The sequence below is a fragment of the Kineococcus anabasis genome (assembly GCF_054590795.1).
In genome coordinates this window covers 65,432-80,402 of record NZ_BAAIHU010000013.1, presented here as the reverse complement: position 1 = coordinate 80,402, position 14,971 = coordinate 65,432, and the positions used below count along the sequence as shown (strand labels likewise).

At 73.6% G+C, this 14,971-nt stretch carries 10 protein-coding genes and 1 tRNA gene; 4 read left to right on the top strand and 7 right to left on the bottom strand.

The genetic code is table 11. The annotated features are described in order from the left end of the window. Positions 1-677, bottom strand: a 677-nt coding sequence (gene cysD, locus ACYQBY_RS20185; protein WP_459645684.1) for a sulfate adenylyltransferase subunit CysD, incomplete at its 3' end; no start/stop codon positions are given. Between the two features lie 455 nt (positions 678-1,132). Here cysD and ACYQBY_RS20180 point away from each other — a divergent pair. After that, positions 1,133-2,077, top strand: coding sequence for a sulfite exporter TauE/SafE family protein (locus ACYQBY_RS20180; RefSeq protein WP_459645683.1), 945 nt, complete (start codon positions 1,133-1,135; stop codon positions 2,075-2,077). A 99-nt stretch (positions 2,078-2,176) separates the two neighbouring features. Here the strand turns inward: ACYQBY_RS20180 and ettA are convergent, their stop codons facing one another. Further along, positions 2,177-3,853, bottom strand: coding sequence for an energy-dependent translational throttle protein EttA (gene ettA / locus ACYQBY_RS20175; protein ID WP_459645682.1), 1,677 nt, complete (start codon positions 3,851-3,853; stop codon positions 2,177-2,179). A gap of 139 nt (positions 3,854-3,992) precedes the next feature. Next, a complete protein-coding gene (locus tag ACYQBY_RS20170; protein WP_459645681.1) occupies positions 3,993-4,463 on the bottom strand; it encodes a single-stranded DNA-binding protein in 471 nt (156 codons plus the stop codon). 172 nt (positions 4,464-4,635) lie between these two features. On the opposite strand from ACYQBY_RS20170, the gene ACYQBY_RS20165 reads away from it, so the two are divergent. Beyond that, positions 4,636-4,708, top strand: a tRNA-Arg gene (locus ACYQBY_RS20165). Positions 4,709-4,748: 40 nt separating this feature from the next. On the opposite strand, the gene ACYQBY_RS20160 is transcribed toward ACYQBY_RS20165, so the two are convergent. Together ACYQBY_RS20160 and ACYQBY_RS20155 are read right to left on the bottom strand one after the other, a co-directional pair. Further along, complete coding sequence (locus ACYQBY_RS20160) at positions 4,749-6,107, bottom strand: diguanylate cyclase domain-containing protein (protein ID WP_459645680.1); 1,359 nt, start codon at positions 6,105-6,107, stop codon at positions 4,749-4,751. Between the two features lie 11 nt (positions 6,108-6,118). Then, positions 6,119-7,300 (bottom strand): FIST signal transduction protein, encoded by a 1,182-nt coding sequence (locus ACYQBY_RS20155; RefSeq protein ID WP_459645679.1) that lies wholly within the window; start codon positions 7,298-7,300, stop codon positions 6,119-6,121. A 326-nt stretch (positions 7,301-7,626) separates the two neighbouring features. On the opposite strand from ACYQBY_RS20155, the gene ACYQBY_RS20150 reads away from it, so the two are divergent. Further along, on the top strand, positions 7,627-9,987 hold the full coding sequence (locus ACYQBY_RS20150) for a LamG domain-containing protein (RefSeq protein WP_459645678.1): 2,361 nt from the start codon (positions 7,627-7,629) through the stop codon (positions 9,985-9,987). 73 nt (positions 9,988-10,060) lie between these two features. Here the strand turns inward: ACYQBY_RS20150 and ACYQBY_RS20145 are convergent, their stop codons facing one another. After that, positions 10,061-13,171 (bottom strand): putative bifunctional diguanylate cyclase/phosphodiesterase, encoded by a 3,111-nt coding sequence (locus tag ACYQBY_RS20145; protein ID WP_459645677.1) that lies wholly within the window; start codon positions 13,169-13,171, stop codon positions 10,061-10,063. Positions 13,172-13,326: 155 nt separating this feature from the next. Continuing rightward, positions 13,327-13,920, bottom strand: a complete 594-nt coding sequence (locus ACYQBY_RS20140; RefSeq protein WP_459645676.1) for a TetR/AcrR family transcriptional regulator — start codon at positions 13,918-13,920, stop codon at positions 13,327-13,329. Between the two features lie 165 nt (positions 13,921-14,085). Here ACYQBY_RS20140 and ACYQBY_RS20135 point away from each other — a divergent pair, with 165 nt between their 5' ends. Continuing rightward, on the top strand, positions 14,086-14,961 hold the full coding sequence (locus ACYQBY_RS20135; RefSeq protein ID WP_459645675.1) for an alpha/beta hydrolase family protein: 876 nt from the start codon (positions 14,086-14,088) through the stop codon (positions 14,959-14,961). Positions 14,962-14,971 lie beyond the last annotated feature (10 nt).

Here is a 14,971-nt window from a genome sequence, read left to right as displayed (position 1 = left end):
GCCAGCAGGATGCCGTCGCGCTCGAAGACCTTGCGGCGGTGGGCGAAGTAGATCGAGGGCAGCTCCAGCTGCTCCAGCTCGATGTAACGCCACACGTCCAGCTCGGTGAAGTTGCTCAACGGGAACACCCGCACGCTCTCACCCCGCCGGATCCGCCCGTTGTACAACGACCACGGCTCCGGGCGCTGCGCCCGCGGATCCCACTGCCCGAACTCGTCCCGGAAGGACAGCACCCGCTCCTTGGCCCGGGCCCGCTCCTCATCCCGGCGGGCCCCGCCGAAGGCGGCGTCGAACCCACCCGCGGCCAGCGCGTCCAGCAGCGTGCGCGTCTGCAACCTGTTGCGCGAGCCCGAGGGACCACCCTCCTCACGCACCCGCCCCGAATCGATCGCCTCCTGCACCGAGGCCACGATCAACCGGTGCCCCGCCTGCCCCAGGCGCCGGTCCCGGAAGTCGATCACCTCGGGGAAGTTGTGCCCGGTGTCCACGTGCATCATCGGGAACGGCACCGCAGAGGGCCGGAACGCCTTCTCCGCCAGCCGCAGCAGCACGATGGAGTCCTTGCCCCCCGAGAACAGCAACACCGGGCGCTCCAGCTCCGCCGCCACCTCGCGGATGATGTGGACAGCCTCCGCCTCCAGCACCCGCAACTCGTCGACGGCACTCGAACGGCTCACTCCGCCCGGCTCCTTCCTCGCGCTCCGCGGTGTCCCGGCGGGATCTGCCCTCCGCCGCCCGCCGCACGTCCCGGCAGGACACGCAGGGATCGGCACCTGAACCAAGGGTATCGCCGCACCACGGCTGCTCCCGCCACCAGACGTCCCACATGCTGGGACGCGATGTCCACGTATTCCCTATTTCCTACCGACCGGATTGACATCAGGTGGGCACCTCGGCAGTCTTCGGAGCATGCGTGCGACCGGGCTCCTCGTCGAGCTCCGTCTGACCGCTCGGCACCACGTCGACCTGCGACGGTGCGCGAGCGCGATCTGTCGCACCTCCCCGACGTTCTGAGGCGATCCGCCCACCCTGCTCCACCGCGGCCCCGCGCCGCTCGGCGCCCGTGCGCCCCCCGGACCCTCGTGCCCTCCCTGCCCGGCGGCAGGACACCCCGTGAAGTGAGACCACCACCATGCGCACCCTCATCGTCCTGGCCATCGTCGGCTTCGCCGCCCAACTCGTGGACGGCAGCCTCGGGATGGCCTACGGCGTGACCGCCACGACGCTGCTGCTGGCCGTCGGCACCAACCCGGCCGCCGCCTCCGCGAGCGTGCACTTCGCGGAGATCGGCACCAGCCTCGCCTCGGGCCTGTCGCACTGGAAGCTCGGCAACGTCGACTGGAAGGTCGTCGCCAGGGTCGGCGTCCCCGGCGCCATCGGGGCGTTCGCCGGCGCACACGTGCTGACGAGCCTGTCCACGGAGGTGGCCGCACCCCTCGTGTCGGTGATCCTCCTGGCGCTCGGCACCTACGTGCTCGTCCGCTTCACCGCCTTCGGCCTGCCCGTGCGACGGCTGGGTCGTCCCCTGGGCAAGAGGTTCCTCACCCCGCTGGGCCTCGTCGCCGGCTTCATCGACGCCACCGGCGGCGGTGGCTGGGGCCCGGTCGGGACGCCCGCGATCCTCGCCAGCGGCCGCCTGGAGCCCCGCAAGACCATCGGCTCGATCGACACCTCGGAGTTCCTCGTCGCCGTCGGCGCGAGCCTCGGCTTCCTGCTGGCGCTGGGCTCGCAGGGCATCGACTTCGGGATCGCCCTGGCCCTGCTCGTCGGCGGTGTGATCGCCGCCCCCATCGCGGCGTGGCTCGTGCGCTTCATGCCGCCGCGCATCCTCGGCTCGGCCGTCGGCGGGTTCATCATCCTGGTCAACACGCGCTCCCTGGTGCGCAGCGACTGGATCGGCTGGAAGGAGGAGCCGCTGCGCTTCGCCCTCTACGCCGTCATCGCCGTGATCTGGGCCGGGGCGCTGGCCTACTCCGTCCGCGAGCACCGTCGCGCCCCGCTCGACGTGCACAACAACGTCGAGGCCGCCGAGAAGGTCGTCGTCGAGCAGCGCCGCGGCCAGCTCGACTCCGTCTGATCCCCACCACCACGTACGAGACACGCACGAGAAGGGCCCCCGGGGAGTTCCCCGGGGGCCCTTCTCGTCGCGCTGCTGCCGGGTGGGCGGTCGCAGGGGTCAGTCGCGCGTGAGCTTGCGATACGTCACCCGGTGCGGGCGGGCGGCGTCCGGGCCGAGGCGGGCGACCTTGTTCTCCTCGTAGCTGGCGAAGTTGCCCTCGAACCAGTACCAGCTCGCCGGGTTCTCCTCGGTGCCCTCGTAGGCGAGGATGTGCGTGGCGACGCGGTCGAGGAACCACCGGTCGTGGCTGACGACCACGGCGCAGCCGGGGAACTCCAGCAGGGCGTTCTCCAGGCTCCCGAGGGTCTCCACGTCCAGGTCGTTCGTCGGCTCGTCGAGCAGGAGCAGGTTGCCGCCCTGCTTGAGGGTCAGGGCCAGGTTCAGCCGGTTGCGCTCACCGCCGGAGAGGACCCCGGCCGGCTTCTGCTGGTCCGGGCCCTTGAAGCCGAACGCGGAGACGTAGGCCCGCGAGGGCATCTCCACGTGCCCGACCTGGATGAAGTCCAGGCCGTCGGAGACGACCTCCCACAGGGTCTTCTTCGGGTCGATGCCGCCGCGGTTCTGGTCGACGTAGGAGATCTTGACGGTCTCGCCGACCTTGAGGTCGCCGCCGTCGAGCTCCTCCATGCCCACGATCGTCTTGAACAGGGTCGTCTTGCCGACGCCGTTGGGGCCGATGACGCCGACGATGCCGTTGCGCGGGAGGGAGAAGGAGAGCCCGTCGATGAGCGTGCGCTCACCGAAGCCCTTCTTCAGGTTCTTCGCCTCGATGACCACGCTGCCCAGGCGCGGGCCCGGCGGGATGGTGATCTCCTCGAAGTCGAGCTTGCGGGTGCGCTCGGCCTCCGCGGCCATCTCCTCGTAGCGGTTCAGGCGCGCCTTGGACTTCGTCTGGCGGCCCTTGGCGTTGGAGCGGACCCACTCCAGCTCGTCCTGCAGGCGCTTCTGCAGCTTCTGGTCCTTCTTGCCCTGGACCTTCAGCCGCTCGGACTTCTTCTCCAGGTAGACGGAGTAGTTGCCCTCGTAGGCGTACGCGCGGCCCCGGTCCAGCTCCAGGATCCACTGGGCCACGTTGTCGAGGAAGTACCGGTCGTGGGTGACGGCGAGGACGGCGCCGTGGTACTTGGCCAGGTGCTGCTCCAGCCACTGCACGCTCTCGGCGTCCAGGTGGTTGGTGGGCTCGTCCAGCAGCAGCAGGTCCGGCTTCTCCAGCAGCAGCTTGCACAGCGCCACGCGGCGGCGCTCACCACCGGAGAGGTTGGTGACGGGCGAGTCCGGCGGCGGGCAGCGCAGGGCGTCCATCGCCTGCTCCAGCTGGGAGTCCATGTCCCACGCGTTGGCGTGGTCGAGGACCTCCTGCAGCTCGCCCATCTCGTTCATGAGCTCGTCGGTGTAGTTCGTCGCCATCTCCTCGGCGATGGCGTTGTACCGGTCCATCTTCACCTTGAGCTCGCCAAGGCCTTCCTGGACGTTCTCCAGGACGGTCTTGGACTCGTCCAGCGGCGGCTCCTGCAGGAGCATGCCGACGCTGTAGCCCGGTGACAGCCGCGCCTCGCCGTTGGAGGGCTGGTCGAGACCAGCCATGATCTTGAGGACGCTCGACTTGCCGGCGCCGTTGGGGCCGACGACGCCGATCTTGGCGCCCGGGTAGAAGGCGAGCGTCACGTCGTCGAGGATGACCTTGTCGCCGTGCGCCTTGCGCGCCTTCTGCATGGTGTAGATGAACTCGGCCATGTCCCCAGGCTAGTCGCTCGCCGTCTCCCCCCCTCCGCCCCGCATCCCCCGAGACCCGACCCCGCCCGCCCCCGCGGCCGGGGAAGCGGTCGCGGGGGCGGGCGGGGCCCGCGGGCCGGGGTCCGCGGGCCGGGCCGGCTCAGCCGGCCAGGGCGGGCACCGGCTCAGCGGTGCGCGCGGCCGGGTCCTCCTCGTCGAAGCTCGCCGCCAGGGCGTCGGCCGCCGCGCGGTGCGGCTGCTCCACCCGGTCCACCTTCGTCACCCGCTGGAAGTCCCCCACGCCGTACTGCAGGTCGTGGCCGATCGAGGTCGCCTCGATCTCCAGGTTCCAGCGCCGCTCCCCCTCCACCTCGTACTCCCGGACCCGCAGCCGGCCCTGCACCGCCACCGGCTGCCCCTTGCGCAGGGAGCGGGCGGCGTTGAGGGCCAGGGCGCGGAAGCACGTCACCGTGAACCACGTCGTCTCCGCGTCGTACCAGCGGCCGTCGGCGTCGCGGCGGCGCAGCGTCGAGGCCAGCCGGAAGCTGGTGATGGGCGTGGTGTCGTTGACCACCACGTGCCGCACGTCGGTGGTCACGTTCCCCGTCACGGACACCTGGATCTCGTTCACGTCGTCCTCCTCCCGCCCCGCACCGTGCGGGGCGTCAGCGAGGCTGCCGCGCCCGCGGCGGGCGCGGCCCCGGGCGGGCGGCGGCTGTGGAGCGCGGGGCGCCGCCCGGCGCTGTGGACGCCGCGCCGCGCACCCGGCGGCGGGCACACCGGGCGCTAGGCTCGGCGCCCAGGCGCCCGTAGCTCAGCGGATAGAGCACCCGACTTCTAATCGGATGGCCGCAGGTTCGAATCCTGCCGGGCGCGCACAGGCGCCCGCACGGTGCACGCGCGTGCACCCCGGCCGCTACGCCGACGGGGCGGCCCGCAGGGCCGGGAACGCGGCGGGCGCCCCCGGCGCGGAGCCCAGGGCCGTCCCCTGCTCGCCCGGGGTGCCCGGGCGGAAGACGGCGTGCCTGCCGCGGCCCGCGCGCTTGGCCTCGTACATGGCCTGGTCGGCGCGGCGGAGCAGTTCCGCCTCGTCCAGCGGCCACGGGTGCGCCACGGCGACGCCGACGCTGGCTCCGACGGTGACCACGCCCTGGGCCAGGGGGACGGGCTCGGCCAGCGCCGAGACGACGTCCTGCGCCAGCGCCGTGAGCGCGTCCTCGCCGGAGGCGCTGCGCACCAGGAGCGCGAACTCGTCGCCCCCGAGCCGCGCGAGCACGTCGGCCCCGCCCACCAGCGAGCGCAGCCGCTCGGCGACCGCCACGAGCAGCGCGTCACCCGCCTCGTGGCCGAGCGTGTCGTTGACCTCCTTGAACCTGTCCAGGTCGATGAAGAGGAGGGACAGCTCGTGCGGCCCGGCATCCAGCTCGCCGCGCAGCGCCTCCAGGAACAGGGCGCGGCTCGCCAGGCCGGTCAGGGAGTCGTGCATGGCCTCCCGGACCGCGCGCTGCGCGCGCGCGTCGGTGAGGGCCAGGCTGACGTGCTCGGCGAGCGTGCGCAGGTCGCTCTCCTCCCGGGGCGTGAACCCCTCACCCCCCTCGCGCACCGCCACGAGGAAACCGGCGGCGTGGCCGCCCTCGTGGACGGCGGCGACGAGGTGACCGGGCCGCGCGGCGGGCGGCTCGGCGTCGGCGGTGAGGTCCAGCCACACCCTGGTCGGCTCCGGGGAGTCCTCCGGCCCGCGGAGGCAGTCCTCGGTGGCGGCCACGACCATCGCCACGACCTCCCGCGCGGGGCGGCGGCGGGAGATGGCCTGCTGGATGGCGTAGAGGTGCTCCAGCAGGCGCTCGCGGGCCTGCTGCGCCTGCAGCGTCCGCAGCATGCTCAGGGTGAGTCCGAGGACGCGCGCCATGCCGCGGACGAGGCTGATCTCCTCCACGCTGACGGGGCGCTCCGCCGTCCTGGCGACGACGAGCCGCAGACCGTCCTCGTCGCCGAGGCCGGCCGCCGCGGTCGAGGCGTCCCCCAGCCCGGGCAGGGTCACGACGCCGCGGCCCGCGGGTGCCGCGGCGAGGCACCGCGCGGCGCCCCGGTCGCGCCCGAAGCCGACCGAGACGGTCACGTCGTCGCCGCGCACGAGGCCCGCCGCCTCCGCCTCGAGGGCCTGGGCGGCACGGTCCACGGCGGCCCTCATCGCGGAGCGCTCGTCGGCGCAGGAGGAGACCACGGCGAGGAGCTCGACGAGCTGCTGCGCCTCGAAGCCCTTCCAGAACGTCACGGCGGCAGCGCTCAGCCGAGCGCCAGGACGACGAGGGTCTGGTTGTGGAAACCCTCGATGCCCTGCACGCGCGCGATCTCGCCGTAGGTGTAGAAGCCCGCGAAGGGGGTGCTGCCCGCCTCCCGGGCCAGGGCGCCGACCTCCCGCGCGATGCCCTCGTCGTCCAGGACCGCCCGGCAGGCGGCGCAGGAGAACGTCAGCATCCCGACCGGTGCCCGACCGCCCAGCGGCTCGACGGCCTGGCGGCAGGCGGCGGCCGTCGACGCGAGGATCGACTCGACGTCCCCCGTCATGGGCCACGCGAGCCCGCCGAGCGCGAGGTCGCCGCCCCCGCCGATGGTCCGTCCCTCGACGTCGACCTCGGTGCTCATGTTGCGGGCCGCGATGCCGCTGCGGCGGCGCACGCCGAGCGGACGGCTGAGGAGGAAGCGGCTGAGGGCCTGCGGGTCCTCGCACACCCCCGCCGGGGCGTCGAGGCGGCGCAGGTACGCGTCCAGGGCCGGTTCGTCGTCCAGCTCGAGGACGCGCCCACCGGCGCTGCGGGTGACGATGAGGGGCTCGCCGACCGGTTCCCAGCCGTGGCTGACGCCGATCCCGAGGGGCGCGTCCGAGGCCAGGCAGGCGGCGACCGCTCCCGAGGTCAGCACCTGCTCGCCGTGGATCTGGAAGGTGCCGCTCATCCGCCACCCGTCGCCGGCAGCGCCCCCGAAGAGGGGGACGGTGGCACCGACCACGTCGTAGGCGCCGCGCAGCACGGACTCCTGGTCGCGGGTCAGGCCGTCGGTGAGCAGGAGCAGCACCTTGTGCGGACGGTCCTCGACCGCGTGCGCGCACGCCGCCAGCTCGGCACCGGCATCCCGCTGGCGGCCCTCCACCTCGGGGACGGCCGCGGTCGAGACGGCGAAGCCGGCACCGCCGAGGGCCGTGACGACGACACTGCCGTCCGCCGGGCCGCCCGGGGCGATCTCGCCGTGGGTGGAGCAGCCGATGACGGGAACCCCGGGCGCGGCCTCGGCGATCCCGGCGGCGAGCTGCGCCGGGTCGTGGGAGATGGCCGCGAAGACCAGCAGGAGCCTGGCGTCCGGGCCCTGGAGCGCGGCCAGCGTCGCCTCACGGCCGGCGGCCCGGGAATCGGTGTCGCGCGAGCGGCCCACCGCCATCCAGCGGGCGCGCTCCTCCGTCGCTGCCACCACGTCCGTCCTCCTGGGTGCCGTCGGTGCGTGCACGGTGGTGCCCGCCCTCTGATGATCGGCGCGGGGGCGCGGTGCTCGATCCGCTGGACGGGTGAGGAGCGGCGCCCCGGTCGACACGCTCGACACAACGCACCACCGGCACGGACGGGGCCGGGCGCGGACGGGGCCGGGGGACACGGCCCCTCGGTGCTCAAGCCGCCGCCGGCGCCGGCCGACACCCTCTGGAGGGGGGTGGGGAGCCCAACGCCCCCACAGGACCGCGGACGAGGAGGACGAGGGTGGGTCGCACACCGGGCGGGGGCCGGCGGCGGTCGTGCGGTCGCACCGTGTCGGCACTCGTGGCCGCGATCGCCTCGATCACCGCCCTGGCGCTCACGCCGCCGGTGTGGGCCGCCTTCACGGCGTCCGTCCCGACCGCCTCGCCCCTGACGGTGCGCGGCTCCTTCCCCGACTACCCGACCCAGGTGAAGGACAAGAGCCCGCAGTTCTACCACCGCTTCGACGAGGCCAACGCGACAGCCACGACGGTCGCGGCCGACGCCACGGCGAACGCCCGCCACGGCAACCACGCCGCCGCCCCCACCGGCCCCAGCATCTGGTGGAAGTTCGACGAGAACACCGGCACCGGGACCGCCGACCGCGCCGGCAGTGCCAAGAAGGGCTTCTTCGGGGGTGACCCGGCGTGGGTGGCGGGCCGCACCGGCTGGGGCGCCCACCTCGACGGCGACGACCACGTCGACACCCCGCGCCCCGGCGCGAACACGAACGTCCCGTTCACCGTGTCGGCGTGGGTGCGGCTGGACTCCGCGACCAGCGTCCAGACGGTCGTCAGCCAGCCGGGCTCCGTGACCAGCGGCTACATCCTCAAGTGGCAGCCCCTCGACACGACGGTGACCCCCGCCAAGGGGCGCTGGGAGTTCTACCTGCCCAAGACGGACTCCGCGTCGGCGTCGATCTCGATCGTGTGGGGTCCGACGATCGACGCGCCGCCCCCGACGAAGTGGACCCACCTCGTCGGCATCTACAGCAACCAGGTCAACCCGAGCTCGACCCCCGCGGTCAGCCACCCGATCCTGCTGTACGTCGACGGCACCGGGTACTGGGTCCCCAGCACCGACCGCGGCACCACGACGCTGCCCGGCAACTTCGCCGGCGGGCTGAACGTGGGGCGCGCACGCGTCAACAGCACGTACGACAACTACCTCCGGGGCGCCGTCGACGACGTCCGGATCTGGCGTCGCGCCCTGGGCGGCTCCGAGGTGGGCACCCTGTACAACGGCACCGCGGAGCCCCCGGTCAGCGCCTGGAGCTTCGACGACGGCAGCGACTTCTCCACCGGCACCCACGACGACACCGGCGGTGGCAACACGCTGACCTTCGCGGCGAACGCCTCCTCGCGCGGCGACGTCACCTACGGCGGCGTCGCGACCCACGAGTACAAAGTCGGGTCCGGTGCGGCCGAGCTCAACACCGCCGGCGCCACGGGCACCAACTTCGGCACGGCCGCGCGGGCCCCGCTGCGCACCGACCAGAGCTTCACCGTCATGGCCTGGGCCGCGCTCTACCCGAGCGCCGTGAGCGGTGGCGCGATCAGCCACTGGAACGCCGTCCTCTCCCAGGACACCCTGCCCGGCGCGACCGGCACGAACGCCTGGCTGCTGGAGTACGAGAAGTCCTCGAACCAGTGGTCCTTCTCCATGACGCCGCCCGGCTCGTCGACCGCCGCCCAGACGTACGCGCTGAGCGGGATCGCCCCGCCGGTCCCCAACTCGACGACGGCCCCGACGTGGTACCACCTCGTCGGCGTCTACGACGACGTGGCGAAGGTGGGCCGCATCTACGTCAACGGGGTGTGGCGGGACGACAGCCCGACGTTCGACTACACCTACAACGCCACCGGTCCCGTCGTGGTGGGGCGGACCAAGTACAACAACGCCAACACGTCCTTCTTCCACGGCCTCATCGACGACGTCCGCCTCTACCAGCGCGCCCTGTCCGCGTCGGAGATCACCAACATCTACAACTCCACCAACGCCGGAAACGAGGCCTCCTGGCCGCTGGCGGGCGCCTCGGAGCCCGGTGCGCTCAACGGGGTGCAGAAGGCCCACAACCCGAACTCCGCGGTGGCGTTCTCCGGCACCGGCGGCGGCCTCACCAACAAGGCGGGCACCGCGTTCTCCTGGGACCCCGCCACCACCTGGACCACCCAGCCGCCCGAGGTGACCGTCTCGGCCTGGTTCCGCACCGCCAGCCCGAACGGCGGGGTCATCGCGCAGCTCGCGAACAACCACACCTCCCGCCCCTGGGAGTACGACCGCACGCTGTACCTGAACAAGAACAACCAGCTCGTCTTCTACACGCTCAACAGCCAGACGTGGCAGGGCCAGTACGTCACCAGCCCGGGGACCTACGCCGACGGCGGCTGGCACCACGTCGTGGCGGTCATCAGCTCCACGCGCGGCACGTCCCTCTACGTCGACGGGGTGGAGGTGGCGTACGACGCGAGCTACACGACGGCGGGCTCGGGCACGCCCCAGAACATCTGGCGCTGGGGCAACGGCAACCTCGCGTACCAGGCGGACCGGCCCGCGAGCTACGGGTTCACCGGGACCCTGGACGAGCTGGCGGTCTACCACACGGCCCTCACCAAGCAGGAGGTCCTCTGGATGTACCACGCCAACCACTGAGGACCTGCGGCTGCGGCGGGGCGAAGGGTGACGACCCGGAGGGGCGGCGGGCCGGTGGGGTGGCGCCCGCGGTTCAGCCGGGCCGGACCCGCTCGCGGAGTTCCGCGGTGAGCTCGCCGGCGGGGCGCGGGCGACCGAAGTGCCAGCCCTGCGCCTGGTCGCAGCCCAGCGCGGAGAGCCGCTCCGCCGTGGCGGCGTCCTCGACGCCCTCGGCGATCACGGTCAGGCCCAGGATGTGCCCGAGCTTGACGACGGACTCCACGATCGCGTCGTCGCGCCCGTCGCTGCGCGCCCCGGAGAGGAAACGCCTGTCGATCTTCACGGCGTGCACCGGCATGTCCCGCAGCTGCGCGAGTGAGGAGTAGCCGGTCCCGAAGTCGTCGATGGACACCCGCACCCCGAGGCCGGCCAGGCGCTGCAGCTGCTCCACGGCCATCGCCGGGTGGGCCATGACGGCGCTCTCGGTGACCTCGATCTCCAGCGGCCCGGCGGGCGGGTCGCTGTGGCGCCAGTCGTAGGCCGCCTGCAGCAGTTCCGGGTCGTGCAGCGTGCTGGGCGAGATGTTGACCGCGATGGGCACCGCGAGCCCCGCACCACGCCAGGCGCAGCTCTGCCGGTGCGCCTCGTCGAGCACGTGGGCGGTGAGGGCGCCGATGAGGCCGGCCTCCTCGGCGACGTCGACGAACACCTCCGCGGGGACGCTGCCGCGGGTGGGGCTCTCCCAGCGGCACAGCGCCTCCACGTGGGAGGTGTCGCCCGTGCGCAGCTCGACGACGGGCTGGTAGTGCAGGTGCAACCGGCCCGTCTCCAGCGCCGCGCGCAGCTCGTCGGCCAGCTCCAGCCGGTGCAGCCGGGCCCGGTCGTGCTCGGCCTGGTAGCGCGCCGCGCCGCCGCCGCGGCCCTTGGCCAGGTACATGGCGACGTCGGCGCGCTGCAGCATGGTCCGGGCGTCCTCCGCGTCGCCCGGCGCCACGGCGATGCCCAGGCTGCACCCCACGCGCAGCAGGCCGCTGGTGGTGCGCACCGGCTCGCCGAGCGCAGCGAGGATCTTGCCCGCCACCACCTCGGCGTCCTCGGCGGCGCGCAGCGCGGGCAGCACCACGGCGAACTCGTCGCCCCCGAGCCGCGCCACCGTGTCGACCTCGCGCAGCAGGTCCGGGGCGGTGAGGCGCGCGGCGACCTCGCGCAGCAGCTCGTCGCCGCACAGGTGCCCGTAGCGGTCGTTGACGTCCTTGAACCCGTCGAGGTCCAGGACCATCAGGGCGGCGGGGTGGCCGGTGCGCCGGGACGTCGCGATGGACTGCTCCAGCCGGTCCGCCAGCAGCGTCCGGTTGGGCAGGTCGGTCAGCGGGTCGTGCAGGGCCCGGTGGCGCACCTCCTGCTCCACGGCGCGCCGGCTCGTGATGTCGGTGACCGTCAGGACTGCCGCGGCGACCTGCCCGTCCTTCACGACCGGGCGGGCGTTGACCTCGACCGGGACGGCGCTGCCGTCGGCCCGCCAGAACACCTCCTCCGCGACGTGGCAGGCCCGGCCGGTGCGCACCGCGGCGCCGATGGGGCAGTCCTCGGCGGGGTAGGGGCTGCCGTCTGGGCGGGTGTGGTGGATCAGGTCGTGCAGGCCGCGGCCCAGCACCTCCTCCACCGGCCGGCCGATCATCGCGGCCGCCGCGGCGTTGACGAAGGTGCAGCGGCCGTCCAGGTCCATGCCGAAGATCCCCTCGCCGGTGGACTCCAGCAGCAGCCGCCAGCGCTCCTCGCTCTCCCGCAGCGCCTCCTCCGCGCGCCGCCGGTCGCTGACGTCGCGCAGGGTGCCGGAGATCGCCGTGGCCGTGCCGCCGGCGTCCCGCAGCAGGGACAGGGCCGCCTCCATCCAGCGGACCGCGCCGGCCGTCCCGGGCAGGCGCAGCTGCACCTGGACGGGGCGACCGACCAGCAGCAGCCGCCCGACGGCCAGCTCCACGGCGGGGACGTCGCCGGGGTGGACCAGCTCGTCCAGCGAGCGCCCCACCGCCTCCTCCGCGGGGATGCCGGTGAGGTCGCTCCAGGCGCGGCTGAGGAAGGTGGTCCTGCCGTGCAGGTCCGCCTGGAAGATCACCTCGTGGACGCTGTCCAGCACGGACTGGTAGCGCGCCCTGCTCGCGGCGAGCTCCGCGGTGCGCTCCCGCACCCGCTGCTCCAGGACGCGGGTGAGGTCCGCGTTCTCCCGCAGCGAGAGCCACTGCCGCACCAGCAGCAGCGCCCCGAGCAGGACGGCGGAACCGGCGTGCAGGCGGTCGGGCTCCCCTCCCCAGACGAGTTCCGCCGCGGTGAGCGCGAGCGCGGCGGCGGCGGAGGCCACCGGCACCACGGACGGGGCCGCCCCCGCGCGCAGCGCCCACCCGGGGCGCTCCCGCCCGGTGGTGTCCTGCGCACCGGCCGTCCCCGCCCGGCCGAGCGCTGCCAGGGCCAGGAGGCCGAAGCCGAGCACCCAGCCGGAGTCGATGACGTGGCCGGTGAAGTAGCCGCCACCGGCCGTCAGCCACGCGAAGGCGGCGTAGGAGACGGCCGAGGCGGCGACGCCGGCGGCGAGGTGGGCCAGGTCGCGGCCCACCTCGCCGCTGCGCACCGCGACGGCCCCGATGAGGGTGAGGAGCACGACGTGCGCCAGCGGGAACGCCAGGCCGACCCCGAGGGCGAGCGGCCCGGCGCCGGACTGCTCCAGGTAGACCGGCAGCAGCGCCGTGTCCCAGGACAGGATGAGCAGGGCGGTGGCCAGGAGGAGGCCGTCGGCGACGGTCCGCACCCGCGAGGTGGCCCGCATCGACCCGTCGGCGAGGCAGAGCACACCGGCGGCGGCCAGGGGGAACTCCAGGAGGTAGAGGACCTCCGCCCACGAGGGGTACGGCACCTCCCGGCCCTGGAGCTGCTGGGAGGCCCAGGCGGCCTGCCCGGCGGCGAAGGCGGTCCCCGCAGCCGCCAGCAGCGCCCAGCCCCGGCGGAACCAGCCGCCGCTGCGCCGGGAGCGGCGGGCCGCCAGCACGGTGAAGACCAGCGCCGCACCGGCCAGGCCCGCACCGCCCACGACGTCGGAGACGGGCCGGCGGTCGGGCAGCAGCAGGAGCAGCCCCGCGAAGCAGCACGAGACCAGCAGGACCACCGGGACGCCCACCGCGACACGGCGCGAGCCCCACCGTTCCTCCGTCACCGCCCACCTCCGTGGATCCGCTCCCGAGCAGCCTGCACCATGACGACCCTCCGTGTGCAGTACTCACGGTGAGTGGCAGGACCGACCCGCTCCCTCCCCCGCGGCGACCCTCCGCGGGGCGCACCGCTGGGCCGTGCCGCCGCCTCCGGAGCAGGTCAGCGGGCCGCCTGCGCCAGGCGCAGCTCGATCCCCTGCACGAACGCCTCGAACGCCGCGTCGACGCGGGCCTCGTCCCCGGTGACGAGCAGGTCGACGAGCAGGCCCCGCATGACGCCGAGGAGCGTCGTGGCGAGGACGGCGGCCTCGGGCGGGGGGCAGCCCGCGGCGACGAACCCCGCCGAGAGCATGGCGAGGCGCTCGTCCACCGAGCGGCGCACGGCCTCGGCGACGGCCGGCTCGGCGTACATGGCGTGCCCGGTGATCGCCACGAAGAGGCGGATGGAACGGCGCCCCTCGGGTGCCACGGCGCGACGCCACAGCGCACGCAGCGGCCCACCCGGCACACCGGGGGGGACGAGCTCCGGCGAGGCGAACGCCCTCGCCAGGACGTGGTCGACGATCTCGGCGACCAGCTGGTCGCGGGTCGAGAAGTGGTGCACGAGGGTGGCGTGGCTCACACCGACCGTGTCGGCGATGCGGCGCAGCGACAGCTGGGCGAGCCCGTGCTCGGCGACGTGCTCGACGGCGGCGCGCAGCAGTTCCTCGCGCCGGTGCTGGTAGCGCAGCCGGCGACCGTCCGTCTCCTCCACGCCCCAGACAGTAGTTGTCCGCGCATCCGGGATCCGGTTGCTTGACCACTTGGTAGAGCAACCTTACAGTTCCCCCCGACGCCACCACGGACGGCCGGGCCGGAGCGACGACGCCCGCCCCGGACGACGTGGGGCGGGCGTTCCTCCCACCGTGAAGGGGTCCTCATGAAGACTGTCCTGCGCAAGTTCCGCGTTCCGGTCCTCGGATCGGCGGTGGCCCTCAGCGCGGCGCTGCTCGCGCCCGTGAGCTCCGCGACCGCCGCGGACAACCCCTACCAGCGCGGCCCGGCGCCGACGAACGCCAGCATCGAGGCCACCCGCGGGCCCTACTCGGTGGCCACGACCACCGTCTCCAGCGCGGTCGCCGGCTTCGGCGGCGGCACGATCTACTACCCCACCACCACCACGGACGGCACGTTCGGCGCGGTGGCCATCGCCCCCGGCTACACCGCCCGGCAGTCGAGCATGGCGTGGCTCGGGCCGCGTCTGGCCTCGCAGGGTTTCGTCATCTTCACGATCGACACGAACACCACCTCGGACCAGCCGTCCTCCCGCGGTGACCAGCTCCGCGCCGCCCTGAACTACCTGACGCAGAGCAGCAGCGTGCGCACCCGCATCGACCCCAACCGCCTCGGCGTCATGGGCCACTCCATGGGCGGCGGCGGCACCCTCGAGGCCGCCAAGGACAACCGCGCCCTGCAGGCCGCGATCCCCCTGACGCCGTGGAACACCGACAAGACCTGGCCGGAGATCGTCACCCCGACGCTCATCATCGGCGCCCAGGACGACCGGACCGCCTCCGTGACCTCGCACTCGGAGCCGTTCTACCAGTCCATCCCGTCCACCACGGACAAGATGTACCTGGAGCTGCGCGGCGCGAGCCACTTCGCCCCGAACTCCTCCAACACCACCATCGCGAAGTACTCCATCGCGTGGCTCAAGCGCTTCGTCGACGACGACCTGCGCTACGACCAGTTCCTGTGCCCGCCGCCCGCGGTGAGCACCGCCCTCTCCGAGGTCCGCAGCACCTGCCCGTTCTGATCCCTCCCGC